Annotated in this window: 15 protein-coding genes and 1 CRISPR repeat array; of the genes, 4 read left to right on the top strand and 11 right to left on the bottom strand. The window is 60.4% G+C overall.

The window, feature by feature from the left end; genetic code table 11:
* Positions 1 to 18 precede the first annotated feature (18 nt).
* Positions 19 to 347: direct repeats of the CRISPR family, unit length 36 nt; unit sequence CCTTCAATGGGGCCGCGAGTTTGCACTCGCGGAAAG.
* Positions 348 to 574: 227 nt separating this feature from the next.
* The 6 genes from cas1 to cas3u form a co-directional block, all read right to left on the bottom strand.
* A complete protein-coding gene (gene cas1 / locus K1X71_11745) occupies positions 575 to 2368 on the bottom strand; it encodes a CRISPR-associated endonuclease Cas1 (GenBank protein MBX7073811.1) in 1794 nt (597 codons plus the stop codon).
* 127 nt (positions 2369 to 2495) lie between these two features.
* On the bottom strand, positions 2496 to 2786 hold the full coding sequence (gene cas2 / locus K1X71_11750) for a CRISPR-associated endonuclease Cas2 (GenBank protein MBX7073812.1): 291 nt from the start codon (positions 2784 to 2786) through the stop codon (positions 2496 to 2498).
* Between the two features lie 90 nt (positions 2787 to 2876).
* Positions 2877 to 4424, bottom strand: coding sequence for a type I-U CRISPR-associated protein Cas5/Cas6 (gene cas5u6u, locus K1X71_11755; protein MBX7073813.1), 1548 nt, complete (start codon positions 4422 to 4424; stop codon positions 2877 to 2879).
* 1 nt (position 4425) lies between these two features.
* The gene (gene cas7u, locus K1X71_11760) at positions 4426 to 5508 is read right to left on the bottom strand and encodes a type I-U CRISPR-associated protein Cas7 (GenBank protein MBX7073814.1); all 1083 of its coding nucleotides are present in this window, start codon (positions 5506 to 5508) and stop codon (positions 4426 to 4428) included.
* A 3-nt stretch (positions 5509 to 5511) separates the two neighbouring features.
* Positions 5512 to 6375, bottom strand: a complete 864-nt coding sequence (gene cas8c, locus K1X71_11765; GenBank protein ID MBX7073815.1) for a type I-U CRISPR-associated protein Cas8c — start codon at positions 6373 to 6375, stop codon at positions 5512 to 5514.
* A complete protein-coding gene (gene cas3u / locus K1X71_11770; protein ID MBX7073816.1) occupies positions 6372 to 9170 on the bottom strand; it encodes a type I-U CRISPR-associated helicase/endonuclease Cas3 in 2799 nt (932 codons plus the stop codon). The genes cas8c and cas3u overlap by 4 nt, the downstream gene beginning before the upstream one ends.
* Positions 9171 to 9671: 501 nt before the next feature.
* On the opposite strand from cas3u, the gene K1X71_11775 reads away from it, so the two are divergent.
* Positions 9672 to 10235: a hypothetical protein gene (locus K1X71_11775; protein MBX7073817.1), complete on the top strand. Its 564-nt coding sequence runs from the start codon at positions 9672 to 9674 to the stop codon at positions 10233 to 10235.
* On the opposite strand, the gene K1X71_11780 is transcribed toward K1X71_11775, so the two are convergent.
* The 4 genes from K1X71_11780 to K1X71_11795 form a co-directional block, all read right to left on the bottom strand.
* The gene (locus tag K1X71_11780; protein ID MBX7073818.1) at positions 10232 to 11992 is read right to left on the bottom strand and encodes a TolC family protein; all 1761 of its coding nucleotides are present in this window, start codon (positions 11990 to 11992) and stop codon (positions 10232 to 10234) included. The genes K1X71_11775 and K1X71_11780 overlap by 4 nt on opposite strands.
* 59 nt (positions 11993 to 12051) lie before the next feature.
* Positions 12052 to 13662 carry a TolC family protein gene (locus K1X71_11785; GenBank protein ID MBX7073819.1) on the bottom strand — a complete coding sequence of 537 codons (1611 nt, stop codon included), beginning with the start codon at positions 13660 to 13662 and terminating at the stop codon, positions 12052 to 12054.
* Positions 13663 to 14110: 448 nt separating this feature from the next.
* Positions 14111 to 15388: an efflux RND transporter periplasmic adaptor subunit gene (locus K1X71_11790; GenBank protein ID MBX7073820.1), complete on the bottom strand. Its 1278-nt coding sequence runs from the start codon at positions 15386 to 15388 to the stop codon at positions 14111 to 14113.
* Between the two features lie 188 nt (positions 15389 to 15576).
* Positions 15577 to 18999 (bottom strand): efflux RND transporter permease subunit, encoded by a 3423-nt coding sequence (locus K1X71_11795; protein ID MBX7073821.1) that lies wholly within the window; start codon positions 18997 to 18999, stop codon positions 15577 to 15579.
* 710 nt (positions 19000 to 19709) lie between these two features.
* Between K1X71_11795 and K1X71_11800 the strand changes: the two genes are divergently transcribed.
* Both K1X71_11800 and K1X71_11805 read left to right on the top strand, forming a co-directional pair.
* The gene (locus tag K1X71_11800; GenBank protein MBX7073822.1) at positions 19710 to 20414 is read left to right on the top strand and encodes a hypothetical protein; all 705 of its coding nucleotides are present in this window, start codon (positions 19710 to 19712) and stop codon (positions 20412 to 20414) included.
* Positions 20415 to 20682: 268 nt separating this feature from the next.
* Positions 20683 to 21726, top strand: coding sequence for a hypothetical protein (locus tag K1X71_11805; protein MBX7073823.1), 1044 nt, complete (start codon positions 20683 to 20685; stop codon positions 21724 to 21726).
* Between the two features lie 41 nt (positions 21727 to 21767).
* On the opposite strand, the gene K1X71_11810 is transcribed toward K1X71_11805, so the two are convergent.
* A complete protein-coding gene (locus K1X71_11810; GenBank protein ID MBX7073824.1) occupies positions 21768 to 23888 on the bottom strand; it encodes a right-handed parallel beta-helix repeat-containing protein in 2121 nt (706 codons plus the stop codon).
* A 194-nt stretch (positions 23889 to 24082) separates the two neighbouring features.
* Between K1X71_11810 and K1X71_11815 the strand changes: the two genes are divergently transcribed.
* Positions 24083 to 24982: an SDR family oxidoreductase gene (locus K1X71_11815; GenBank protein ID MBX7073825.1), complete on the top strand. Its 900-nt coding sequence runs from the start codon at positions 24083 to 24085 to the stop codon at positions 24980 to 24982.
* The last annotated feature ends 2 nt before the right edge of the window (positions 24983 to 24984 follow it).

Genomic DNA, 24984 nt, shown 5'->3' on the forward strand with positions numbered 1-24984 from the left:
CAGGTCACCAACAGCGCCCCTTCAATGGGGCCGCGAGTTTGCACTCGCGGAAAGGCGCTGGGCGATCATGGGCATGCTCGCGTGGCAGTGCCTTCAATGGGGCCGCGAGTTTGCACTCGCGGAAAGTCCACGCGGTGCCCCACGTGGGAGGAGATGGCCTTCATCCTTCAATGGGGCCGCGAGTTTGCACTCGCGGAAAGAACAACTGGCCGAGCTAGAGGCCGAAGCGCGCGACAACCTTCAATGGGGCCGCGAGTTTGCACTCGCGGAAAGGTCCCATCAGCCGTGGACGGGTTGAGTCCAATGATGCGCCTTCAATGGGGCCGCGAGTTTGCACTCGCGGAAAGGCCGTCCTCGCAACTCCAATCGCAGCAACGCGCCCGCAAGCAATTTGCGAGCACCTGCTGCGACGGCTATCGTGCCAGACGGCATGCACAGACAGCACTGATTGTAACTCATGGCGTGGCCTCAATATACCAGGCTGCGAGCGGCGCCCGGCTTTTCGAGCGCACCGCGCTGCTCGCACGTTCAAAAATCTCCTCAGAATGGTCGTAAATTGCCAAAGAGCTGCCGCTCACCGTGTGGTGAATACCGGATACGTCGTCAACTCGCCGGTGAGCACGCGGGCCAAGAGCCGCGCCTGGATCTCCAACACCCGACGGTAGTTGACACGATACCCGAAAATGGGGTGCGTGACGAGCGTATCCATGCGCTGTTCATAGGCGCGGAAGAACCCCTTGCGGCCTTCTGGCCGCAGCGCGACCGATTCGCCGGCTCGCACAAAATCGCGATCGGTGACCATGCGTGTGTTAATGGCGCTCAGCACCGCGGAGTCCGCGATCAGCGGGCGGAATGGCTCCATGAGATCGAGGGCCAACGCCGGGCGGCCATAGCGCGGCTGATGGTAGAAACCCAAATAGGGGTCGAAGCCCACCGTGTGGCTGACAATCGTGAGATCCTTGGCCAGGATGCTATAGGCTAGCGACAAGAGCGCGTTGACCGGATCGCGCGGGGGGCGCCGATTGCGGTTTCGAAAATCGAAGTTGAAGTCGGCCGCTTCGCCACGCGGCGCAATGGGGTCGTCGAGTTTGATCATGCCCGCGAAGTGCTGGAAGTAAACCCGGGCGGCGTTGCCTTCGATCCCCAGCAGGACATCGAACGCCTCGGCGCGCTCGGCGTCTAGCTGCATCTCTTTGAGAAAGGCCAGCGCGCTGGCCGGCGGCTCGACATGGTTGCGCTGCAACATGGTGCGCTGGTTGCGAATCTTGCCCGCGACCAAGGCCCGGGCGAGGCGCAGGCAAAAGCCGGGGACGTCGGCGAGTCGGAATTGCTCGCGGCGAAGGTAGATGTTCTTGACGCCCAGGCCATGCGTCACGCCGTAGAACCAGCCGCCCATCGAAAAATAGGCGATCGGCGTTTCCTGTTCGCAAAGAGCTTGCACGGCTTGCGTGGTGATCTGGATATTGCCCATCAGGTTGAGCTGGCAAATCTCGTTGATCCGCACCTCTTGCACGACGGTCTCTTTTTCCTGCAGCTTGAGCACATAGCCGCTCTTGCCGACGCGCAGGCCCTGCGTGTTCAGATAAAGAGGCCGCAGGTCGTCGCGGGCGGGCACCAGGCGGCGGATCTCCTCTTCTTCCGCGGGGCGATCCAGCGCCTGGGCAGACAGCGGCGGGTCGACCTCGAACAAGGTTTGCTGCACGGGCTGCCCATTGGTCTTGTGCAGGCGGAGCGAGGTGGTTTCGTCCGGCAGACAAACGCCCACCAGCGAACAGCGCGGGCATTTGGGGCTATCGACCAGAGGGGGCGGGATGACTCCGGCGGCGGCCACATCGCGAGCGGCCTGCATGGCGGCCAAAGTTTCGGCGACCAGGGCGTCGTCGATGGGCACCCGAATTCGCTGTTTGGTGGCGACGTAGTAGATGACTCCTTCGTCGCAGGTGTAGCCGTTGTCGCGGAGCACCAGGCCCTGCACGGCCAACTGCACGCGTTCGGGGTCCCAGGCGATCAGTTCTCCGGTCTTGCGATCTTCGCGCGGGGAGCCGCGTTTGTAGTCGACCGGCACGACGGCGCCGCCGGCCACTTCGATCAGGTCGAGCTTGGCGATCAGCCGATGCGTCTCGCTGGCCAGCGTGACGCTGCGCGAGTGCAGCTTGTCGTCGGCGGCCAGTTCGTCGGCGGGGGTCAGTTCTCCCTTGCCGTCGTCGAGTTTGGCATGTCGCAAGGCGCCTTCGACCGTCTCGCGGTTGTGAACGAACACGCCTTCGACATGCTCGTAAAAGTAGAGCCGCGGGCAGTAGACAAACTCGTTGAGCATGCGCGCCGGCAGATAGTCGGACGCGGCGTCAGGTTCACGCACGGTGGCCATGGGCGCCTCGCAGGTTGATGGTGTTGTGACAAGGCGATCGACAAGCGGATCACAAGCGAAGGGAGGTTAGTTGTCGCGAAACTCTCTGGCGGCAATGAGTATTGAAAAACGCCCCGCGCGCGGCGAGCTAAACGACGATGCAAGGGGCGTCCAGGTTGGTGTAGGGCAAACCCAGCGCGGTGATGACGCGTTCGCTGCGTCCGTCGGTGGGGCCCAGGTCGACAAACAGCACCTGATCTTCGTTGTGCTTGATCAGTTCGCCGAGCGCGTGCCGACAGCGCGCCAGATCGATGGCGTTGAACTGGCACTCAAAGATCGAATACTGGAGATGATCGCCGAAGTCGCGCATGGTTTTGAAAACCTTGCGCAGCCGCTTGGGGTCGGCGATGTCATAGCAGACGAGAAAGGTGTTGCGCATGGTCGAGCTTCCACGGAGGAACCGACCTTCCGTGGCGAAGCAACATCCGCGTCAAGTGTAGTTCGGCGAAAGCGGAGAGCAAGCGGCGGGTTAGAGGGGGACGGCGAAGAGCCCAAAACCGCAATGTCGGCCAGCGCCTAGGGTGATGGGGCCGAGAACAGGCTCCGCGAAGTGGAGTTGCATATGCACCGCGGTCAGACCGCGCAAGTGCGCTGGTCGATGGTAGCCAGTGTGCCGGCCGTCGCGATCGTATTTGTGGGCGCTCAGGCAGTTCTTAAGGAATGGCGCCGATTGCCAAGAGAACTCGCAAGGAGCAGTCAGGCCGGATTGTTGCAGGGCCTTTTGTATCAACTTTTCAGTTTTCTGCGCCTTCTTGTCATTGTGACCGGGGAGGATAACCGGGGTCACCGTTCGCCAAGTTGGCGACGCGCCCAAATAGCAACTGGCGATAAACTTCTTTGCTGGCGGCGTGAATCGTTGCAGCTCAATCGGTCCATCCGTAGGCGGCAACGAGCCGTTTTCATCCGACGGACGATAATCCTCTGGCGTCAACAGTTCTCCGTTCAATCGTTCGGCGAGATACTCAAGTTCGCGTTCCATGCCCGGCGGGGCGACGATCATCACGTTACGAATCAGGCCATCGGCGTGCGCGTGGCCTATCGACGGCAGCGGAACGTAGGAGAACTGGTAATGATCGCTGGCCGCTTCATCTTGCTTGCCGCGAACAACGCGGTTGATCCAATCCGCGGAATCTCCGATCCAGTGGGGTGGGTCGTCCCGCATTCGTTCGATGGCAACGTGGCGCACCATGCCGGCGATGTGCATGAGCTTGGCATGTGGATAACGGAAGGCGTCTTCGTTGGCGTCGAGAAGTTTGAAGACGGCATAGGGACGAGGCGCCGGATCAATATCACGGCGATACGAGACGATTCTAGTCGCCGTGATTGGCGGAACTGGAGTAAAGTTGCCGTCCTTGATTCGATGTAGAAACTTGTCGTGACGGAATGTGAGTTCGTCGAGCACGCCGGTCCGCGGAATTCGCAAGCGACGACCACCAGCGCACGTCGGATTCCACACCTCACCACAGAGCAAGGCCGCGTCGGAATGTGTTAGCACGGTTGCATCGGCAGCGACTTGATCGATACCCCACCCCAGCGCAGTGATCGCACGTGCCGCCGGACGAATTGTGCTCAGGCATCGCTGCGCGTCGTCGGCTATTAGCTCCAGCGGGTAGAGAAAGTGGACCGCAGGGAGAGCAGCTTCGTCATAAGTGATTCGTATCGGTAGGGAGTCCTTTTCCATCCGGTGGGATGCGATGCTCGCATCGAGATTGCCGCGATTCCAGGCTGCGGTGACAAGGTCAGCTTGGTTATGTGGAACATAGTTTCGGTACCCAACCTTGGCGATCTGCCCGATTGGCGCGATGATTCGCGGGGTGATTGATTCCATCATGGTTAGCACGGAACGAACTTCGGCATCAAGCGGCCGGCCGCGCCCACGCATTGACGCGGCGTTTAGCAGGGCCTGATACGCTCGCAGGGGCGAAGGTGGCCATTCGGGCTTGTCGGCCTCTGCCCGCCCGTGGAAAAGTGGAAATGGATGGATAAACCGAAAAGTGATGCAAAGCAGTTCGGACATTCTATTTTGACTCCGCCTTGCCAGGCCTCTTTCGAGTGGGTTTGACGTTGCTTTCTCCCGCAATATCCTTTTTGGCCAATTCAGTATCGAACGAAACGCTTTGGGACGATCCGACACCGAATTCAGACGCGGCCACCTTGGCATATTCCGTAGCGTCGTGATGCGAAATTGTTATCGGATCGCGGTTGCCATCTGCACGGACGAGCGTCATGCACTTCGGCTGGTTGACATCTGGCACGAGATTGCAGCCCTGGCGCAAATAGGTCTGGGCGGGAGCGGTGAGCGCGACGAGTGCCAGTCCCAGCACGTAGCGGCGCAACATCAACGATTGGTTAATATCATCGCCCGCGGAAATGAGTCGGAGCGCGGCGAGACTCAATGTGACGTCGCGCCGGATGCCGCCTTTTGCGATCACTCCGCCGGGCGCTCCTGCTGCTGGAACATGGATGAATCCGCGTTTTGCGTACTCGTCCTTCGTCTTTTTATCCGTTGTGTCTTCGAGCAGGCCAAGGCCGATGTAGTCGGCAGCGGGATTGAATTGCGCCGAGCGAGTTAGTCGCACCACATCAAAGGCTCGAATGGTCGATGCAAGCAGCCTGGGCAATTTCGCCTGTGTGTCCCGCGAATCCCAAACACCAAACACAAGCGAAGTTGGCGAGACCTTCGCCAATTCCGTGGCGTCACCCTTTAGGACGTTGTAGAAGGCATCTTGCAGGCACTTTTGCAGCGAAGTGCAGCGGACGATCGCATCGCCTGCGCGATGCCCGGCTTCGAGGAGATTCACCGATTTGTCGCCGGCCGTGATTACGATCTGCGGCACTAGATCGGCATAGTCGGTCTTTGCGAAAAGTGGCTCGATGCGATTGGCTTGCGACCCAACGCTGTCGACGAGGCAAACGTTCTTCTCGCCATGGGGCGGATCGATGTTGTATCCGCCCGGAAAGACATTCTTGTCCTCTGCCGCTGCATAGGTCGCTGGAAAGATGACGCCGTCGGCGCCTTCGACCGAAAGCAATGGCTCACGAATGACGATTGCGGCCGCCGTGTCATTGGTGAGCCAATCATCATGCTCCTTGACGTTCATCGATCACTCTCCTTGAAATTTAATTGCGGGTAAGAAGCTCTTTAGATATTTGGTGCGATAGAGCAGCCGAAACTCGTAACGGTCGCCGGGCGCGGTGACCGCCAGGCACGCCACCGCCGCAGCCAATAACGATGGAAGTGGCGAGTTCCAAGCAACAAATTGAAATCGGTTCTCTCCGATGGCCTCGCGGGGACGGAATCGCTGTAATCCGACAAAACATAGAAACTCCAAGGCCGGTCTGCAGCTTGTTTCGATGCGGGTTGTTGTCGACGCGGCGAGTGGGTCAAAGCTAAACCCGACATCGAGTGCCGATCCCTGTCCGCCGAGGTCGGAATCGAAGTTGAATGGCAAACCGGTGCCGCGATCGTTTGCCCAAAGCGTCGATGCCTCTGTGCCGATCACCTGAGTCAGGCCATTGCCCATTTCTGTCGAGATTTCCAATACCGACTGCTGCCCCGCCCATGTCTTGAAGCGCGAGCCACCGGAGCGATCGTCGCGAAACCAGTCAAGCCGCATTTCAATTCCCGTGTGAAGCAGAATAGGAGCCTCACGCCTCAACGATTCGAGTTCCTTTTTTTCGTCTTCCAACCCTTCCTTTTTGAGCTCTGCCTTCGGTATGCGCGATAACTCTTCCAATCGCGCATTTTGCGCAAATGACATCGTATTAGTCACTTGAATTTGCCGTAATGCCGCCGCAAGCGTTGCAAAGTTGCCCGCGCAGCACAGCTTGAACGTGTGCCCCTCAAACCAACCCTCGGCGCCGGGCCAAAGTCGGTCGGCCATTTCTAACAGGCCGCAGCAAGCGAAAAATTGACCGGGGTTGGCCAAATCCACCGGTACCGTGATGTTGGCGTTGTTCGCGCTCATATCGTCTTACTCGCCAGGTGGCCCGCCTTCGTGGCTTTGACGCCATCTGAGTTTTTTGCGCTGCTGGCGAGCGCGTCAGCGCAGCGAAGTAGGTTTTCCAACCATGCGAGTTGCCACCACCCATACTTCCGCTGAAGCCGTGCGAAGCGCCGAATCGCTGTGAAATGAACCTCGTCACTACGGCTTTCGGCATCTGGGTCAAACGCGCCCTTTGGAAAGTGAGGACGCCCGCGGCCATGATGCGTGGCGATCAGGTGCATGGTCAGATCAAACACCTCCGCCGAAATCGGATTTCCATCCTCATCGCACAATTGGCCGGTCTCAAAAGCATCGCATAGTTCACGCAACGAGCCGAACTCATGACGATAGCCACGAGGATCGCGCCGCATTGATCCACCGGATTTTCCAATCGTATAATCCAGCCAACCCTGGCCCGGAGTTGTGGGTCTTCCACCCACCAATCGCTGCCAGCGCGCGCGGTTCTTGCCATGATCGTGGTATTGAGCGGCGAATGACGCCGCAGATTTGAGCGGCTCCGGCAGTTTCAACCGAGCAAGAATTTCGTCCAATCGCTGACACACGAGGTCGACATGTTCGCTCAGTGACTGACGGATGGCCCCAGGTTCAAGTTTTTCCCACTTGGGCACATAGCTAACCAGTTGCAGTCGCTTGTCGTCGCCGACTTCGAGTTCGATAGAGAACCGAATCGCATTCTGAATGCGCTCTGATTTGCCAGAGCCAAGAGGCTTAGCAACTTGCTCATCGTCGACTGTAAAAACTAGCTCGCGATAACGCTCTCGCGCGTCGGCGACGTCCGCGGCTTGGCATGGGGAATCGATGTTGGTTTCTGGAGAGTCCTCGCTATCGCTTGCCGTATCGACTGGCATTGTTAGACAACTGGCATCAAGTAAGCCGGATCGTCGATCAACTCCGCCGAATGACGCGGGGACGACGAGATTGGCATTTCGAATCGCCGCTGCGAAGTCTCCACCCTTACGCGACAACTGATCCGCCAGAGCGTGCACGTTAACCAGCTTCAAACCGGCCCGGTCCACGATGACCGGACTGGTTTCAAGCTCCGACTTTCGCACCGCAGGCAATTCGTTCCAACGTTCCACAAACCATTTGGCGACGGCGTGCGTTGGTGCGGATAGCGTCTCATGCGTCAGAATACGGTGCGTGTCGAACCATTCCTCAATATCTTCCCGAGCCAGATCACCAAAGCCGGGAACGTCCAATTCCGCTCGCCACGCGATCGTTGTCTGGGCCTGTTCGTCGTCGATCCCGCGCAGCCACGGCGCCACGTCTGGCCGGCCGGGCATGCGCTCTGTGATGCTGGTCAAGCTCCAAGCGTCTAACAAGATGTCTGTAAGCTCAACGGTCCCTGGTGCAGGCGATGTTGCCGCCGCCCATTGCTCAGGCTTCAACGATTTCTTGAATTTTGCTAGCGCCTTGGGACTGACGTCCATATCGTTAGCGAGGAGTGACGCGGTGGCGATGCGAGCCTTGTCGATATCGGACTTGTCGGCAGGGTTGGCATCCGGGATGAGAACGACCGTGGCTGCGCCCAGCCCGCGCCGGTTTACTCGTCCCAGCCGTTGAATGAAGGAATCGATCGTCGTTAGATCGCTCACCATGTGATCGGCGTTGAGATCAAATCCCACTTCGCCGGCGCTGGTGGACACTAGAAATACGGGAACTTGATTCGCTAGGTCAGCGGGCTCGAGCTCGCCTTTGAGCCAGCGATCTTTGAAGACGTCTTGCTCGACAAGTTTGTCGCGTTCCAGACCGCGCATCGTGCCAGTCAATACTTCGACGCTTTCGCTAAAGGGCGTGCTTTTCGACTTCTTCGGTTTCGCTCCCGAGTCGTCCACCGATTCGACCACATGCTTTCGAAGCTGATTGACAATTTCTTGCGCGTCATCGGGCTTGCGGACGAAGACAACGATCCGTTTGCCAACGATGGTGTTGTCGGTTGCAAGCTCGATGGCTGCATCAGCAAGGGCGGCGTTCAGGTTTTTCGATTCGACCGGCTCCTTGATTTTCAAGTTCTTGCACGACTCAAATCTTTGCTGAGTGATCCCATTTGCATCCTCGCCCGTGAGGTCGCCATTGGCATCGATTTGCAGTGAGAATATTTTTGTAGCGGGAGCGCAGTCGCTTGTGGCGGACATGCGCATCACGCGCATTGGCATGCCGTGCGCGGCGCCGTCGCAGTCCTTCTGGAAGGGGCCGTCGCTGCCAATAGCGCAGATGAGTTTTTCGAAAGGTTTGGAGAGCTGTGCTTCGTCAAGCACAAGCAACGAATCCTGCCCTAGCAAGCCCGCTTCCAGGGGACGCCTTTTGTAACTGGACCGATATCCGGAAAAGAGCAGCGCCGAACCGATGAGATCGACCGTGCCGATGATGATCGCTGGCTGTGAGGGGTCGCGCGACCACTCGCGATTGTCGGCGAGCTGTCCACGAAGCGTGCTAATTTTCAAGCTCGGCGACTGCGGCATCGCATTTGGCAGATTCTTTTCGAGCCTTTCTGCTAGATCGGTCGCTTGATCCACCACGGTGCGCCGGTCGACGACGTATACCAGCCGGCGCGGCAGTTTTTCGTTCACGGTCCGCGCAATGAGCCAAATGGCCATCACCATCGTCTTGCCGAGTCCCGTGGGCAGGTCGCAGACATCTGGCAGATTGTCGGCGAGGAAGCAACCGTAGAGCCTTCGCTGCCAGGGCAGTGGGGGCGCCCCCGTCAGGTCTTCAAACGCCCGATCAAAATTGACCGCAGGATTTGTCGCTGCCATCGGCGGATTCCCCAGATTTGCCCAATCGCGCGGCGCGGGCCGCGCGATCTGCGGACGTGGCAGGAAAAGAAGTCGACCCCTGACGCCCGAGATGGTTCATGGTCATATCACGTCACAACAGTGCTAGCAAGGAAATTTCCTCGCAATTTTAAGGTATTCGCGTCGAAGCATTTGGCCGCTTAGCGCGCCTGCTGGTCGCGCGTGGTCGTCATTGCGAACCGCGCGGTGGCGTTCAGCGAACACGTAGCGCATGCGGTAATCCGCCCCCGGCATGGGGCCTATCCCCGCGCGCTAGTTTGCTGGCGAGGGATGCCGCGATCGCCTCTGGTTAAATGGGCAGACTGCGAGCGCATTCACGGACAGGCGAGTTTCTCTTGAGTATTCAGGGCTTTGCCGACGAGCAAAGATGACAGCGCGACCGCGCAGCCGCATCTCCTCAAAGCAATCCGATAGCGTCGCGCGACAGCCATTCAACCCAGCAATCGCAAGGGGAATTGTGCCATGCAGCGCGCCCGCACTCACTTGCCAGGCAGCATCGCCAGCGGCGCCATGGTTGCACTTGCGACGATGGCGAGTTCCCATGCGGTATGGGCGGCGCCGTTTGATCCCAACCTGCTGGTTCCGACGCCCGTTACTCGGCATTGCGCGTTCGCCAAGGACCATTCGGTTCCATACAAGCGGGGCGTGGCGATCTTGTCCCCCGTGGAAAGCCCCGATCGGTGCCCTGCGTATGTCGGCGGCAAGACGATCTACACGCGCTATTACCCCGACTACCTGCCGTACCGCAAACATGGCGACCGCGTCATCATTCCCGGCAATGGTTACGGCTACCACGGGCCGCGCGGCAAGGTGAGCGTGACCAGCGACGTTGCATCGTCAGAGGTGGATGCGATCGAATCTAGCGACTATGGCTTCTTCTCCGGCGCTCGCCAGGACGAGGAGAGCCTGTTGCGGCTAGGGGGCAGCGGAGCCCAACCCGAGGGCTCTCCAGGCTCGGCCGCGCCACAAGCCGATCTGATCGACATGCTCGAGCACGGGGGAGACTTCCCCTGCGACAACAACTAGCGCGAAGCCGGCGGCGGGCCTGTGCCCACTGGCGGCAGATAAGCGGGACGGCTGGTGTCAACCGGCTGGGCTTCGCCAGGCGGCTGCAAGCCCGCCACTTCGGCGGCCGGATAACCGAGCGCGTGATACATTTCGAACTGCGCGCGGTTATAGTCGGCCACCGTGCCAAAGTAGTTGTCGTAGGCGTCCATCAAATGGATGAGCGCGATGACCACTTCCTGCGGTCGGTAGACCTGCACCAGCACGTTTTCGAAACGCTTGGTTTGCGCCAGTCCCTCGAAGTTGCCGTCGTAGGTAATTAGCGCCTTGCGCATGGCGCGGTCGGCCTGCGTGACGCGGACCGCGGACGCCTGTAGCCGCGCCTGAGCGCGGGTGACGTCGCCCGCCACGGCGTCTTGCGTCATGAACAGCTCGACCATTGACTTCGATTGCTCGCCGCGCTGCTCCTTGATACGCGCAAAGTTTCCCAGTCCCATTCCCTCCCATTGCCAAATGGCCTGCGGGCTGATGTCGTTGCGCAGGCTCCAATGATTCATGGAGTTGCCATGACCGATGCCTTGCGCGCCGAACTGGATCAATTCATTGGGAGTTTGAAAACCGTTGAGCATCATCGTCGGCATCAGGATGCGCCCCTTCTCGCGGCGAATCCGTTGCGCGACCGCTCGGACGATCGCCTGTTGCGATTCCAGTTCTGGGCGGTTGGTCAAACCGATCGGTATCAACTCATCGAGGCCGCGCCCCGGATCGATCAAGGTGATTTGCAGATGATCGTGCTCTTGCGGCACGATCACCACGCGCGGATCGAGCCGCAGCACCTGAGTCAGGTCAGCGCTGGCGACTCGCCAGCGCTCGCGAGCCGTCGCGGTCAACTGCTCCATGTCGGCCAGCATGCTTTGCGCGCGATCGACCTCCACCTTCGGGATCAGATCGTAACTGAGCGCTTGCAGACGCTCGACCAACTCGCGACCACGCCGGACAACGTCCATCGCGCCGGCATAACTCCCGCGATGTTGATGAACTCCAAAATAGGCGTTGGCGGTGGCAAGTAGCGCGTCGTTCTTGGCGGTTTGTATGTTCCAACGATTGGCGCTCAGCACCTGGTGGGCGGCCAGTGGCTCGAAAATCGCGTCGGTCACGGCCACATTTTGAATGAGACCAATGCCGGAATAGAGAAAGTTGATGTTTTGATTGAGCGGCCGGGCCGGCGTATTGAGGCCCAGGTTGAAGTCCGGCCCAAAGCCGTCATGGCGAATGTAATTGGAGCCGGCGTTGAACGTCGGAATCCACAGCACCTTGGCGCGCTGCAGCTTGGCCTCGGCGACCCACGCGCCGGATTGCGCGGCGGCGACGATGAGCGGACGAGCGTCGGCCAGCCGCAATGCGGTGGCCAGATTGATCGGAAACGCCAGATCGCTCGCCTCGACATTCGCGGGCGGCAAATCGACGACGCCACGCTGCGCGGTGGAAACTGGTGGCCGAGATGGCGGTTGTGATTTGGGAGCAACCGGCGGCGGGGCGGGCACGATCTCCGGTCCGGCGGGGCCTTCGGCGATGGTGGTTCGTCGCTGACTGGCGGCAGTCACGCTGGGGTGGCGCGGAGGCGAGGCCCAGCGCTCCACCGCGCCACGCGGCGCCGCAGGTTGCCCCGCCGCTGCCGCGGCTTGGCAGCAAGTCGCCGCAAACTGCGACAGCAGCGCAAACCACAACACCGGCGCGAATGCGATGCCAACCGTCATGACCCGCGGGCCGCGCTTCATTGCAGTGACTCCGGAATGTCTGATCGATTCGCTCGCAATTTGATGTCTCTTGGTTTTCATCAGCGATTGGCGGGCGGTGGACCCGTCCCCACTGGCGGCAGATAAACAGGGCGGCTGGTGTCGACGACTTCGGCGGTTCCGGGCGGTCGAAGATAGGAAAGCTGCGCGGCCGGATATCCGAGCGCGTGAAAAAGTTGGAATTGAAATCGGTTGTAGTCGGCCACCGTGGCGAAGTATTGATCGTAAGCCACCAGCAATCGCTCCAGCGCCATGACCGCTTCTTGCGGGCGATAAACCTGGATCAGCACGTTGTCGAAGCGCGTGGTCTGCGCCAGCCCCTCATAATTGCCGTCGAACGTCACAAGCGCGCGCTGCAGCCCGCGCTCGGCCTCAACAACGCGCACTGCGGCCGCCTGCAAATCCGCTTGGCTCCGCGTCACTTCAGCGACAACCTCGTCTTGCATCTTGAACAGTTTGACGATGTTCTCCGATTCGACGCCACGCTGCTGCTTGATACGGGCCAGGTTGCCGAGTCCCAGGCCGTCGAGTTGCCACACAACTTGCGCGCTGACATCCTCGCGCAGACTCCAGTTGTTCATCTTGGCGCCCCGACCAGTGCCAAACACCGTGCCCTGCATGCGCATGTAGCCCGGGCTCTGGAAGCCGGTGAGCAAGATGGTGGGCAGGAGCGGGCGGTATTTCTCGCGGCGAATGGTCTCTTGCGCGGCGCGAACCAGCGCTCGCTGCGCGGCTAGCTCAGGCCGACTGCGAATCGCGATTGGCGTCAGTTCCGAGAGCGGCCGGGCTGGATCAATCAACGTAATCTGCAAGTGATCGCGTTCGACTGGCACGATCACGGCCCGTGGGTCGAGCCGCAGCACCTGCGTAAGATTGGCGCTGGCGACTCGCCATTCTTGTCGAGCCAAGGCGGCTCGCTGCTCCACGTTCGCCAAAATCATCTGAGCCCGATCGACCTCCACTTTCGGCACCAGGTCCTCGCTCAAGAAGTCGATTCGCTTGACAAGCTCTCGGCCACGCCGAACGACATCGAGAGCGGCGGCATACTGGCCGCGGCGCTGATGCACGCTGAAGTACGCCTTGGCGGTGATCAGTAGCGCGTCGTTCTTGGCGGTTTGAATGTCCCAGCGGCGTGAGTCGAGCACCTGCCGCGCCGCCAAGGGCTGAAAAATCGCCTCGGTCAACGGGATCACCCCGTAGACGCTGCCACCGATGAACATGGCGTTCACATTTTGGTTGAGTGGCCCGCCCACTCCGGGGACGAAGTCCGGTTCGTTCGCCCCGTGGTTGAAGTCGGGGCCAAAACCATCGTGCCGTACGTACACGGCGCCAAAATCCAACTCCGGAATCTTGATGAGCTTGGCGCGTTGCAACTGCGCTTCCGCGATCCAAGCGCTGGCCTGCGCCGCGCTGACAATCAGCGGCCGCGCGTTCGCCAGTCGCAAGGCCGCGGCCAGGTTGATCGGCAACGGCAGATCGGAAGATTCCAACGGCGCGGGCTGAAGTTGCGACGAGCTCGGCGCGGCCGGAGGCGCGGCGATGCGCTCGACGCGATCACCAGACCCCCGCGGCGCAGGCGTCGGCAGTCGCTGGGGCCGGCGGTCGGGGCGCGGCTGCGGCGCGACAGCATGCGACTGCTGGTGGCCGGGCATGCGGTCGGCGTATCGTGCAACGGGCTGAGCCCGCGCAGATGTCATTCTTGCCAGGCACAACAACGTCAACACCAAGACGGTCCCTCTGCGAGGTCCGGCGCATTTCCCAAGACCGGCGTTGTTAATTGCTGGCATGCCCATCAATTGCAGAGCCGCGCCGAGTCCCCGTGATGCCGGCAAGGTCGATTAAATTGTCAAATCGTCGCTTCGGGTCCACCTCATCAGTTAAAGTCGCCGCAATCGGCAAACTCGGGTGTCGCATTGCTGAAAAGCGATATTTTCTGGCAAATGAGATTCAAGAAAGTGCTCACAGCAGACGACGCGTCTTGCCTTGACGACCAGGCTCGCTGGGCTGCGCTGGCGGCGGCACGCTAGCGTCTGGTCAAATGCACCGACCGCCGATCACGCAAATCTCCTGCGCCTGAGCGCGCCGCGGATGCTTCCTGCCTCAGGGTGCTGGCGCTTTTCTAGCCTCGCGCGGCGGCGTGACATGCACTGGCTCGCCATCGGCAAGCGTGGTCAGTTCGCCGGCGAGGACGTCCTCGGTCCCATCCATGGGAATCCAGTTGGCCGTGCTCGTGGCATCGGGATGCGCTACTTTTGCCAAGTGGTTGGTGACCTCGGTCCACTCGTTGTCGCTGATTCCGATCTCGACTTCTGTCTTGATGGCGCAGCCATCTTCATGGAACCAAAGATAGTGCTGTTCGCCAACATTGAAGAGCGCGTCGCTGGGGACCGCCAGCACATCGGGATGCTCGATGATCACCGTGCCATACGCGTACATCCCCGGCAGGATCTTGCTGTTGGTGTTTGGCAGATCAATCTCCGCGCGCAGCGTGCGGCTCTTCACATTCAGGGCCCAACTGGTGCGCGTGACCGTCGCCGGAATCTCCTTGTCCTGGTAGGCCCTGGCGAGCACCGTCGCTTTAGTCCCCACATGAACATAGTTGGCGTCCTTTTCCGGAATGTCGACAAAGACCCGCACGATGTCGGTCCGGTCGACGACGTAGATCGGCGCCGTATGCTGCGGCGAGATGTGCGGCGCCCGCTGCATGGCCGTGGGATCGCCCGCCGATGGCGAAACAAAATCAAACGTGTTGGCGTTGCGGGCCACGATGACCCCATCAAAGGGCGCCGTGAGCTTCAGGTAGCCAACCCAGGCCTCCATCCGGCGCATTTCGCTTTCGGCCACCAGAAGGTCGGCGCGCGCCACCGACACATCGACCTTGGCTTTTGCGAGAGTGCTTTTTTGCGAAGCTAACTCGGCTTCGGCGTTCGCAATCGTCGCTTCGGCCGCGGTGCGCGCTGCCGTGCTGGATTTCAGTTGATTCTCCGACTCCAGCAGCACTTGTGGGTCGACCACGCCACGCTTCGTTTCGCGCGTCAGCCGTTCGACCTCGGATGTCCAGCGATCGACTTGCGCCTGAAACTTGCCCAAGATGGCCTTGGCCTCTTCCAAGTGCGCCTCCGCCGCGCGGACGTCGTTGGCGGCCACGTCCACCACCGCCAGCGCCAAGTCGATGCGCTCCTGGTCCAGTTTGACAGTCGCCTTCTTTGTGCCGTAGTCTTCGACCAATTCTGGAACGAACAACGTCGCCAGCACTTCATCCTTCTTCACAACATCGCCGATGTCGACGTTCCATTTCTCGATATAGCCCGTGACTTTCGGAAAGATCGAAGTGCGTTCATACGCCTCAATGAAGCTCGGTTGGCTGACGGTGCGCACAATGGTCCGCCTGGTCGGGTGAATCACGTGGACGGTTGGCGGTTGCGGAGGGGGTGCAAGTTTCTCCGAGTCGCCGCTACAGCCTCCCGTGGCCCAAGCGATCGCGGCGAAGCATATCGTTCCCCAAGCAACCATCACTGGTCGACCATGCCATGCGCGCAGTGACGCCGATGCTATGTTGAGCGTGTTCATCCCGACTCTGCTGGTGGTTGCGGACTGGTTGGCGGTGTTTCAGGTTTGGGTGGTGAAGCCGGACCTGGTTGATCTGTCGACGTCATGCCTGGCGGTTCTTTGGCGGGGCGCGCCTCGGTCTTTTGCGCCTCATGGGACGTTGTTGCCTCGGTGGCCTCCTTCGCGTCGGTTGGTGTCGGATCGATCGAGTCGTCGACGTAGGCGTGTCCTCCTGGATCATAGTGCTTGCTGCTGGGATCGTCGGGATCAAGCGACGGCGAACGAGCCACGCTCTTCCCGATCAGAATGGCGAAAATGGCTGGCAGCACCAGCAGCGTCACTCCGGTCGACATGACCAATCCGCCGATGACCGCGCGCCCCAACGGCACCTCCATCTGGCTGCCGCGTTCCAGTCCCAACGCCATCGGCAGCATACCGACCGTCATGGCGCACGCGGTCATCAAGATCGGCCGCAGTCGTTCGCTGGCGGCGATCACGGCCGCTTCGGCCGCGGCAACTCCGGCAATCCAATGTTCTCCGGTGAACGTCACCAACATCACGGAGTTAGAGACCGAGACTCCCAGGCACATGATGGCGCCCATGAACGATTCGATATTCAGCGTCGACCCGGTGAAGTAGAGCGCAGCTACCACGCCAGTCAACACCCCCGGAATCGCGCCAATCGAAACCAGGGCCATCCGCGGCGATTGGAAGTATGCCGCCAAAAGCACCAGTATGACAAACGCGGCTACCGCCAGTCCGATGCCCAGCGCCTTGAACATTTCGATCATCGGCGGCAACTGACCCATCGGCATCACGCGCACGCCGCGCGGCGGCTTGCCCGCGGCGGCGATCGCCTTCGACACTTGACGCGCGGCGCGCCCCATGTCCTCCCCCTCGACGTTCGCGTTGATGTTCAGGTAGCGCTGCGATGCGGCCCGATCGATCTCGCCAACATCTTTTCCGGCGGTCACCGTCGCCACGTCGCGAATCATCAGGTTGACCAGTGGGTTGACCTGAGCGATGGGCAACTCCGCGATCTCCCGTATGGACGTCATATATTTGGGCGGCACCAACACTTCCACCTGATAATCAAAGCCGGTCGTGGAATCGATCCAATAGTTGAGCGCGATGAATCGGCTGGACGACGTCGCCTCAATCACCGGCTGCGCCGCGTCCTTGACCGTGACGCCGCTCAAGCCGGCCTTCTCGCGGTCGATGTCAAATCGAACCGTTGGGTAGTCGAGCATTTGCTGAAACTCGATGTCGCGCAAATACGGAATCCGCTCCATCTGGGCGCGGATCTTCTGCGCATGCTCGCGCACATTGTCCAGGTTCGTGCCCACCACGCGAACCGAGATCGGCGTCATCGAGCCAAAGCTCATCACCTCGGTGACGATGTCGCCGGGCTGAAAGCCAAAAATGCACATCTTGGCCTGTCGCCGCGCCTCGTCGGCCGGCAGGCCTCCGGTTTCCAGCCGGCGCGCCATCCACGGAATCACTCGCTTCGGCAACTCCTTGCGCAATCGCTCGCGGAATTCCTCCAGCCGAATGCCGCTGTCCTCGGCAAGGGCCACCCGCAAGTATCCGTCGTCTGGGCCGCGCATGAACAACACCATGTTGTCCATGCCAAAGTTCGGCGCCACCTGGCCAGTGAAGCCGAGCGTGATTTTGACGTTCTCCGCCTTGGCCTCGCGCTTGATCTCGTCCAGGCATTGCAGCGCCATTTCGCGAGTCAACTTGTAGCTCGATCCCGGTGGCGGGCGAAATCGCAGCACAAACTGGCCAGAGTCCACCTGCGGAAACAGTTCTGTCCCCAGTCGAATGCCAATTTGCCACAGCAACAGCGCGGAGACGACCAGGTACCCAGTCACGACGAACCAGCGCCAGCGCACGCTTTGCTCGACCACCTTCTGAAACACGTCGCGCAGCCGCTCAAAAAGGCCGCGTTTGCCGTGCGAACCACCTTTGTGCTTCAGCAAGTAAACGCACAATACCGGCACCAACGTGCTGGACAAAAAGTACGAAGAGATCATCGCGAATCCCACCGCCAGCACCAGCGGCATAAACAGCGAACGCAGCGGATCCTGCATGATGAACGCCGGTATGAACACCGACAGAATGCAGAGCATGGCCAACAGGCGCGGCACGGCGGTCTGCAAACTGCCGCGCTCGACCGCGCGCGCGAGGTGGGGTGTGGCGTCCATCTGCACATGGATGTTCTCAATCGAAACGGTGGCCTCATCGACCAGCATGCCGATCGCCAGCGCCATACCTCCCAGCGACATGATGTTGATCGTGTTGCCGGTCACCCACAAGCCAAACAACGATCCCATCAGCGCCAGCGGGATGTTGAGCACCACCACCACCACGCTCCGCAGATCGCGGAGGAAAATCAAAATCATCAAGCCAGTCAGGGCGGCGCCAATGAAACCCTCGGTCGCCACGCTCTCAACCGTGGCCAACACGGTGGGAGATTCGTCGAACTCGAACGTCACGGTCACATCTTTAGGCACGACGGACCGGAACAACTCCATCGACTTGCGAATATCGGCCACCACGCTCAGCGTCGAGGCCGTGCTCTTCTTGATGATCGGCAGAAAGACGGAGTTCTTGCCATTGACCAGCGCATAGCCATAGTCGAGATCGGTCACATCCTCGATGTCCGCCACGTCGCGGATGTACACGTTTTCTCCCAGCCGCAGCGGGATCTTTCCCAGGTCTTGCGCATCGTGAACCGTGGCGTTGTTCGGCACCAATGGCATGGAGTCCTTGATGTACAAGTTACCCGCCGGCACGACGACATTGCCGCTCATTAAGGCGTTGGTGACGTCGTGCGGAGCCAGATTGTAGGTCTGCAGTTTCTCCGGATCGCATTTGACCAGGATCGAACGCACGTTCGGACCGAACGGCGAAACCGCCACCGTGCCCGGCACATTCTGCAGCACCAGTGGCCGAATGATGTTCTGCGCGACGTCGGCCACCATGCCAATCGGCGTCGTCTTGCCTTCCAACACCAGGTAGCCGACCGGGACGCTCCCCACGTCCAGGCGCATCACCATCGGCGGCAAGGTGCCGGGCGGCATCCGCGAGACCGCGCGATTGGCCATGGCCACCACCTGGGCCATCGCCTGTCCCATGTCGATGCCAGGGTAAAACGACAGTTCGACCAGCGCAATCTGCTGAATGCTCCGCGATTTGATCTCTTTGATTCCATCCACGTATTGAAAGAGCAACTCGAACTGGCAAACGACGAATCCCTCCATCTGCCGAGGACTCATCCCGCCATACTGCAAGAAAACGTAAATCCGTGGCGAATTCAGCGACGGAAAGATGTCGACCTGCATCCGCTGCAGCGCCAAGGCGCCACTGGCAATCAACGCCACGACGACCATGAGCGTCGTGATCGGGCGGCGCATCGCGGAGACGGTCGGATTCATTGCCCTGTGTGTCGACTATGCAAATGGTTCACAATGCCGCCGAGCATTTGCCGCAGATCAGTTGTCAATTTCAATCAGAGCGCGCCTTTGAAACAGAGATTGATCTAACGCACTTTCGGCGCCATCCCACCTATGGGCGAGGCAATCAGCCGTAGCGGCCATGAATTGCGCTCGCTTGCAAGGAGGTCATGTCGCCTGACTTTCCGTCCACCACCAAGGGAAACGACAGCGATGTGCGAAATCCAACTTACCGCATGTCCGGGCCTTGGTCGATCTTTGACCAGCCGGGCCGCTCGCCGCGCACTCGATTGGCCATCGGGGTATGCGTAGGACAACCTGCACGGCAGCGACGCTTCACGCGATGCGTCATTACACCGACCATTGCCAACCTGAAGCGCGCGACAGTCGCCGCCGCCCCGGCCCTACTCGTATCGTGGCGAGTATTCCAGGAGTGTCCCACTCGCGTGCCGCGCGAACCCCAAAAATGCGGAACCCATCTCTCCGAAAAGTGGACACAATCTTTCACAAATAGCAGGATTTTTCCGCACAAAATCGCTTCCGGAACACCTTGGTGAGCTGATCGTGCGTCGAGTCTGTTTTTCTTTGGCTCAAGTCGCTCCAGATAATTGACAAGCGGCGACAAGCAGCTAGCTTCTAGGCGACTGGCCTTTCAACTATTGGATTTCCATTTTTGGAAAGGGAGCATTGCTATGAGCTCGCGACTTGCGATCACATTCGTGACATTGGCATTGGCCATGCCAAGCGGCGCCGCATCGGCCCAGTGGCCCGGTTGGTTTGGGGGTGGGAGCGACGTTCATCATCACCACGACGCTGCGGGGCACATGATCGACGACCGTGGCCACCACATTGACAACCACGGCAATCACACTGGTTGGCAGGGCGTCTATGAGGGCGACCATTCCAATGAGCCGCATTATTCTGGCGGTTGGTCCAATAATTATTTGCCCAACTACTCTGGTTCAAGGACCACGTACTACGCTCCCAACTCCACCAATTACGTCGCGCCCAATGCGCTTCCGCAGGCCCACTTCACCGGCGAGCCAATCGAAATCAAGCTGTCGTCCGGCGCTCAAGGCAGCGTCAATTACATGCTCAATCAATACCGGTACGCCATCGGCGCTGGCCAATTGCAGTCAATCCGGTCCGATCGAAGTTGGACGATCGCCTTCGACCGAGGCGCCAACTTCGGGCTTGCCAAGTACTCCCTCTCGCCCGGTCAATACGAATTCAACTTGACCGACCGAGGCTGGGAGCTAAACCGGCAACAACTCCCTCAACCGGCACTGGCGCCGACCCTGTCCCCTCCGCCGCCAGTTGCGCCGGCCAATGTGGCCCCTGCGCCAGTGGCTGCGCCTGCCACAGCTAGCACGCCGGCTCCCAACAGCGTCAATTAGCGAACGCGCCGCTGCGAACCGCGAGTGTCGGCGCATTTTCGGCGCCCAGCGCTCGCGGACTTGATGTTCCGATAATCGCGTGACTACCAATCGAGGCGGACGAGAAAATTCTCGTCCGCCTTGTTTTGTCAGGCAGCCATCGAAACGCCGTACCAGAACGCGCCACTGTTGCGTGGCCACTCCCCGCAAATCGCCCGCCGGCATGGCATCGATTTGCCGCCGTGATTATCCTCTCCGGTATCCACCAGACTCCGAAAGTAATAATCCGATGGGTTCACAACGCAAGACGCCTTCGTTCAGTGCTATCACCGGCTTCTTACTGCTGGTCCTCGCGCCGCAGGCGGCCTCCGCCGGCTATGTCACTTTTGGCAATGGCTGGGGGTCGAAGTGGGATAATCCCGTGCATGGCTACCCGGCCACCATCACATGGGGTTTCATGCCCGATGGAACCACCATCGACCCTGCGCGCGACATTGCCGCCGAGGTGATTGGTGGCAGCGACATCACGCAGATGAAAACGACTTACGAAGTCGCCTATGGCGCTGGTTCTTATCTCACGGCCATACAAAATGCGCTCTCCACGTGGGAAGCTGCCTGCAACGTCAAGTTTGTCGGGCCGATCGACGATCCCAACCCCGGCAGTCCCTTGCCCAGCGGCGGCGCCGGCGCCATCACCCCCGACATTCGCATCGGCGCTTTCAACCCCGTGCCGGGCTCGGGCTTCAACTTTGTTGGTGGCGTGGGCTTTGGGCCGCCAGGCGACGACATCAACTTTCCCGATCCCTTTGCGGGCGACATCATGTTCAACCTGTCGGCGCTCTTCATCCGGCCAGCGGGCAACGAGGACGATCCGGTCGCTGAGTTCGGCAACGATCTCGAAGGCCTCATGCTTCACGAACTAGGGCACGCCGCCATCGGGTTGGGACATCCGGCCGATGGACCGGGCGAAGTGATGTACGTTGGCCCCGGCGCCTTCGGATTCATCAACCGGCAGCTATCGCCAGACGACATCGCCGGCGCGCAAAGTGTTTACGGCGTTCCAAACCCCACGCCGGGCGACGCAAATTTCGACGGCGCCGTCGATGGCGCCGACTACACTATTTGGGCCGATCACTTTCAGCAATCGGGGCAGAAATTGGAGACTGGCGACTTCAACGACGATGGCATTGTCGATGGCGCCGACTACACCATTTGGGCTGATCACTTCGCGCCGGGCGCCGCGGCGTTGCCGGCCCCAGAGCCAGCGTCCTTCTCAATGGCTCTGCTCTGCGCATTGGCTACCTTGGCGACTCACTCGCGGCGCCGCCGATAGTCGAATCTTCACGACGAACAGCATGGCGCTCGTCCGCCGCGTCAGTCAAAGCCCGCAGGCACAACCGGCAGGATCGCTTTGTATCGGACGGGCGTCTCGCGCCCCGCGCGCTGAAAATCGAACGGCACGAAGCCGATCCGCGCCGCCGGCGAGTCGGGCTGCAATCGAAAATCGTCGCTATCAGGATCGACAAACTTGGGGTCTGCGACAATGGAATGCTGGTCGTGCCCCGACTTCTGCTGCCAGGCGTCGAACGGTTGATTTGCCATCGTGTGGAGCGTGCCCGGCGGCTTGCGCCAATATAGGTTGTAGTCGAGATCGACTCCTTTCCCTTGCCAGCGACCGTCGAACAGCGGCGAGTCGTTTTCCCAATACACAATGTTTCGCTCGAACGTGAACGACCTGTGTTCCTCTGCCCGGGTCCACTGCAATTGCTGCTTCTCTCCCAGCGCGAAGATGTTGTTCGTGATTCGGTTGTCTTTGCCGTAATGCTGATGAAAACCTCCGGTGCGCGTGCGATACACCAGGTTGTTTTCCATCACGATGCTGGTCGATCCCTCGTCGGTGTACAACCCCCACCCGCCGTAGTCGAACGAACGCACGTCATGAGCCCAATTGTTCGATACGATGGTGCCAGGACTGATTCCCAGTGTATACACGGCCGCCATGTCAGAGAGCACCCCTTGGCCAATCGTGTGCAGGTGGTTGAACGTGATCTGATTGTGGTGGCTTTGGCTCTCCGCGTATCCCCACTGCCAGCCGACCGACACAGCCGTATAGTACAGGTCGTGGATGTCGTTGTGCGTGACCACGTTATAAGAGGTGTGCCCCAGCCAAACTCCGACGGCCGCCGGGTGCATGCGACCGGCGTGCGCAATAGTACAGTCACGCACCGTGTTGCGCAGCGACTCCTGCGCGTCGGCCGACAAGTGGACTCCGACGTTTCCCCACGACTTCGCGCCTCCCACCGTCCCGATCTTGATCCCCCCCGCGCCCAGGTCGACCAATTCGCAGGCTGTGACCTCGTTGTCTTGGCAGCCGCCACCTAGCGCGATGCCATAGCCCCCCAGGTGTCGCAGAGTGCAGCCGTTCCATCGCACATGTCTCGCGCCCGTGGCTTCCACGGCCGCCGACAATCGATACTCGGCCTGAGGGATCGATTGTCCCTCGGCCGGCAACTTCCAGTTGGAGTGGGCAAAGGTCAGCCCGCTGAATTCAAGATGCTCGACCCACGGCCTCGCGGCGTCGTCGGATGCAACCCGCAGCAGCACATCGATCCATGGCGCAACGACCATCGTGTTCTCGAGTGTCTCGCCTGGCATCGGAATATAAGTCAACTCGCCGGTCGGTCGATCCAAATACCACTGCCCTGGCGCGGTCAGCGCTTCTTTGACATTCTCAATGCGATAGCGGTGTCCCTTGCCGAACCGAATCCAGGGCGCGACTCCAACTGTCGTCCCGGTGAATCGCACGATATGTTCCGCAGGATCAACGGCCTCGATCCGCATTCGCGACGCGCACCATTGATGAAACCCAAGCACCTCCACGTCGTGCAGGTTTGACCAATCGGCGCGCACATCGTCATCGGCGAACTGGAAGCGGTCAAAGCCCTTCTCGGCCGACGCGGGCGTCGGGTCCAATGACTCCGCCACGTGGTAATAGCCCTCGCGTGGCAACATCGGCCGAAATCTGCGCTGATCGTTGACGAACAGTTGCGAAAACTCCCATTCGCCGCTCGCGACCTTTTCGAGCGTCACGCGCCAGCGACCATCGGCGCCCACCTGCCAACCATCAATTTGTTTCCCGCCGCTCAAGATCGGCGTTTCCGCCTCATAGGCCGCGTAGCGCGTCGGCGATTCCGCGCTACCGCTATCGGCCGCCGAAAACCGTAGTGTGTCGGCCAGTTCATATAAACCTCCGCGCAGCGACACCACCAGCGGACGCTTCCAGTCCGACCTCGCCGCGCGTAGTTCTCTCACCAGTGCCTGGGCGCGCCCAACAGTCGCCACGGGGCCATCGTTGCCATCCGGCGTTGGCGCGGCGACCTTACCGCTCCACCGGTCATTGCCTTGCGGAGAAACATAGACGTCCGCTGCCGCTGCGGCCGCTAATTGAGTCGCCAAACTAGCGACGAAAAGCACTGCGATGAAGTGAGTCCGCATGAGCATGCCCAAAAAGGATATTTAAGTCCGATTATATGTCTCTGAATCTAGCCGCGACAGCATCTCGAGTACAGTAGGCCGAGCAGGGTACTCTCCCTCGCTCCCTGCGCAGCCATGATCTAGCGGCAACCCGTCGCTCCGCCGAAAATACGAAACAACGAAACTGCGCCTCAGCGCTTTCGGAGGAGCGCACAATGAATCCCGGTGGCGAGGGCAGGCTCATGGTCATAGCCGGCGCCACCGGCTATCTGGGGCGGTATCTCGTCAAGAGCGCGCACGCGCATGGCTTTCGAGTAAGAGCGCTGGTCCGATCCGAGACGAGCCTCGGCGACGCGCGGCCCATGTGCGACCAGGTGTTCGTCGGCCAGGCGACGCAACCAGAAACATTGGCCCGCTTGTGCGACGGCGCAGAGTTGGTAGTCAGCTCGCTCGGTAATCGTACGCTCGCCCGCCACCCCGACTGCTTTGATGTCGATTTTCGCGGCAACATGAATATCGTTGCCCGCGCGCGTGATGCTCATGTGGCGCACTTCATCTTTGTGTCGGTGCTGGGCGGCGACAAATCGCGCGGCCGCGTGCCACAGTTCGAAGCGCGCGAGCGCGTGGTCGATGCGCTACGGGCAGGCGCCATGCGATGGACCATCATCCGCCCTTCCGGCTTCTTCAACGACATGGTCGAACTTCTCGAAATGGCGAAGCGCGGACGCGTTTGGATCCCGGGCGGCAACGCTCGTTTCAATCCGATCCACGGCGCGGATCTCGCGGAGGTTTGCATCGACGCGGCAATCAAAGCGAAGTATGGTCAAGAAATCCCCGCGGGCGGACCAGACTGCCTGACCCTGCGCGAGATCGGGGAACTTGCCTTCAAGGCAATTGGCCGGCCGCCGCGGATCAGCACGTTTCCGGCTTGGCTCCTCCGCGCCGCGGGCACGGCGATTCGGCCATTCAACGTGAATCTGGCGAGCCTGGTTCTGATGATGTCCGCGCTCACTTCAGGCGACCTTTGCTGCGATGCTTACGGAACGCATCGCCTGGGACAATTCCTTCAAGATGTGTCGAAGGGGCACAGCGGCGAGTTCGTCATCCATCGCTGATC

Source organism: Pirellulales bacterium (genome assembly GCA_019694455.1).
Lineage (GTDB): Bacteria > Planctomycetota > Planctomycetia > Pirellulales > JAEUIK01 > JAIBBY01.

Coding starts and splice junctions, on each gene's coding strand:
- cas5u6u (MBX7073813.1), bottom strand. CDS start 4,424: ATGTCCGAACTGCTTTGCATCACTTTTCGGTTTATCCATCCATTTCCA.
- cas3u (MBX7073816.1), bottom strand. CDS start 9,170: ATGGCAGCGACAAATCCTGCGGTCAATTTTGATCGGGCGTTTGAAGAC.
- K1X71_11795 (MBX7073821.1), bottom strand. CDS start 18,999: ATGAATCCGACCGTCTCCGCGATGCGCCGCCCGATCACGACGCTCATG.
- K1X71_11775 (MBX7073817.1), top strand. CDS start 9,672: ATGCAGCGCGCCCGCACTCACTTGCCAGGCAGCATCGCCAGCGGCGCC.
- K1X71_11780 (MBX7073818.1), bottom strand. CDS start 11,992: ATGAAGCGCGGCCCGCGGGTCATGACGGTTGGCATCGCATTCGCGCCG.
- K1X71_11815 (MBX7073825.1), top strand. CDS start 24,083: ATGAATCCCGGTGGCGAGGGCAGGCTCATGGTCATAGCCGGCGCCACC.
- K1X71_11810 (MBX7073824.1), bottom strand. CDS start 23,888: ATGCGGACTCACTTCATCGCAGTGCTTTTCGTCGCTAGTTTGGCGACT.
- cas1 (MBX7073811.1), bottom strand. CDS start 2,368: ATGGCCACCGTGCGTGAACCTGACGCCGCGTCCGACTATCTGCCGGCG.
- cas8c (MBX7073815.1), bottom strand. CDS start 6,375: ATGAGCGCGAACAACGCCAACATCACGGTACCGGTGGATTTGGCCAAC.
- cas2 (MBX7073812.1), bottom strand. CDS start 2,786: ATGCGCAACACCTTTCTCGTCTGCTATGACATCGCCGACCCCAAGCGG.
- K1X71_11805 (MBX7073823.1), top strand. CDS start 20,683: ATGGGTTCACAACGCAAGACGCCTTCGTTCAGTGCTATCACCGGCTTC.
- K1X71_11785 (MBX7073819.1), bottom strand. CDS start 13,662: ATGCCCGGCCACCAGCAGTCGCATGCTGTCGCGCCGCAGCCGCGCCCC.
- cas7u (MBX7073814.1), bottom strand. CDS start 5,508: ATGAACGTCAAGGAGCATGATGATTGGCTCACCAATGACACGGCGGCC.
- K1X71_11800 (MBX7073822.1), top strand. CDS start 19,710: ATGAGCTCGCGACTTGCGATCACATTCGTGACATTGGCATTGGCCATG.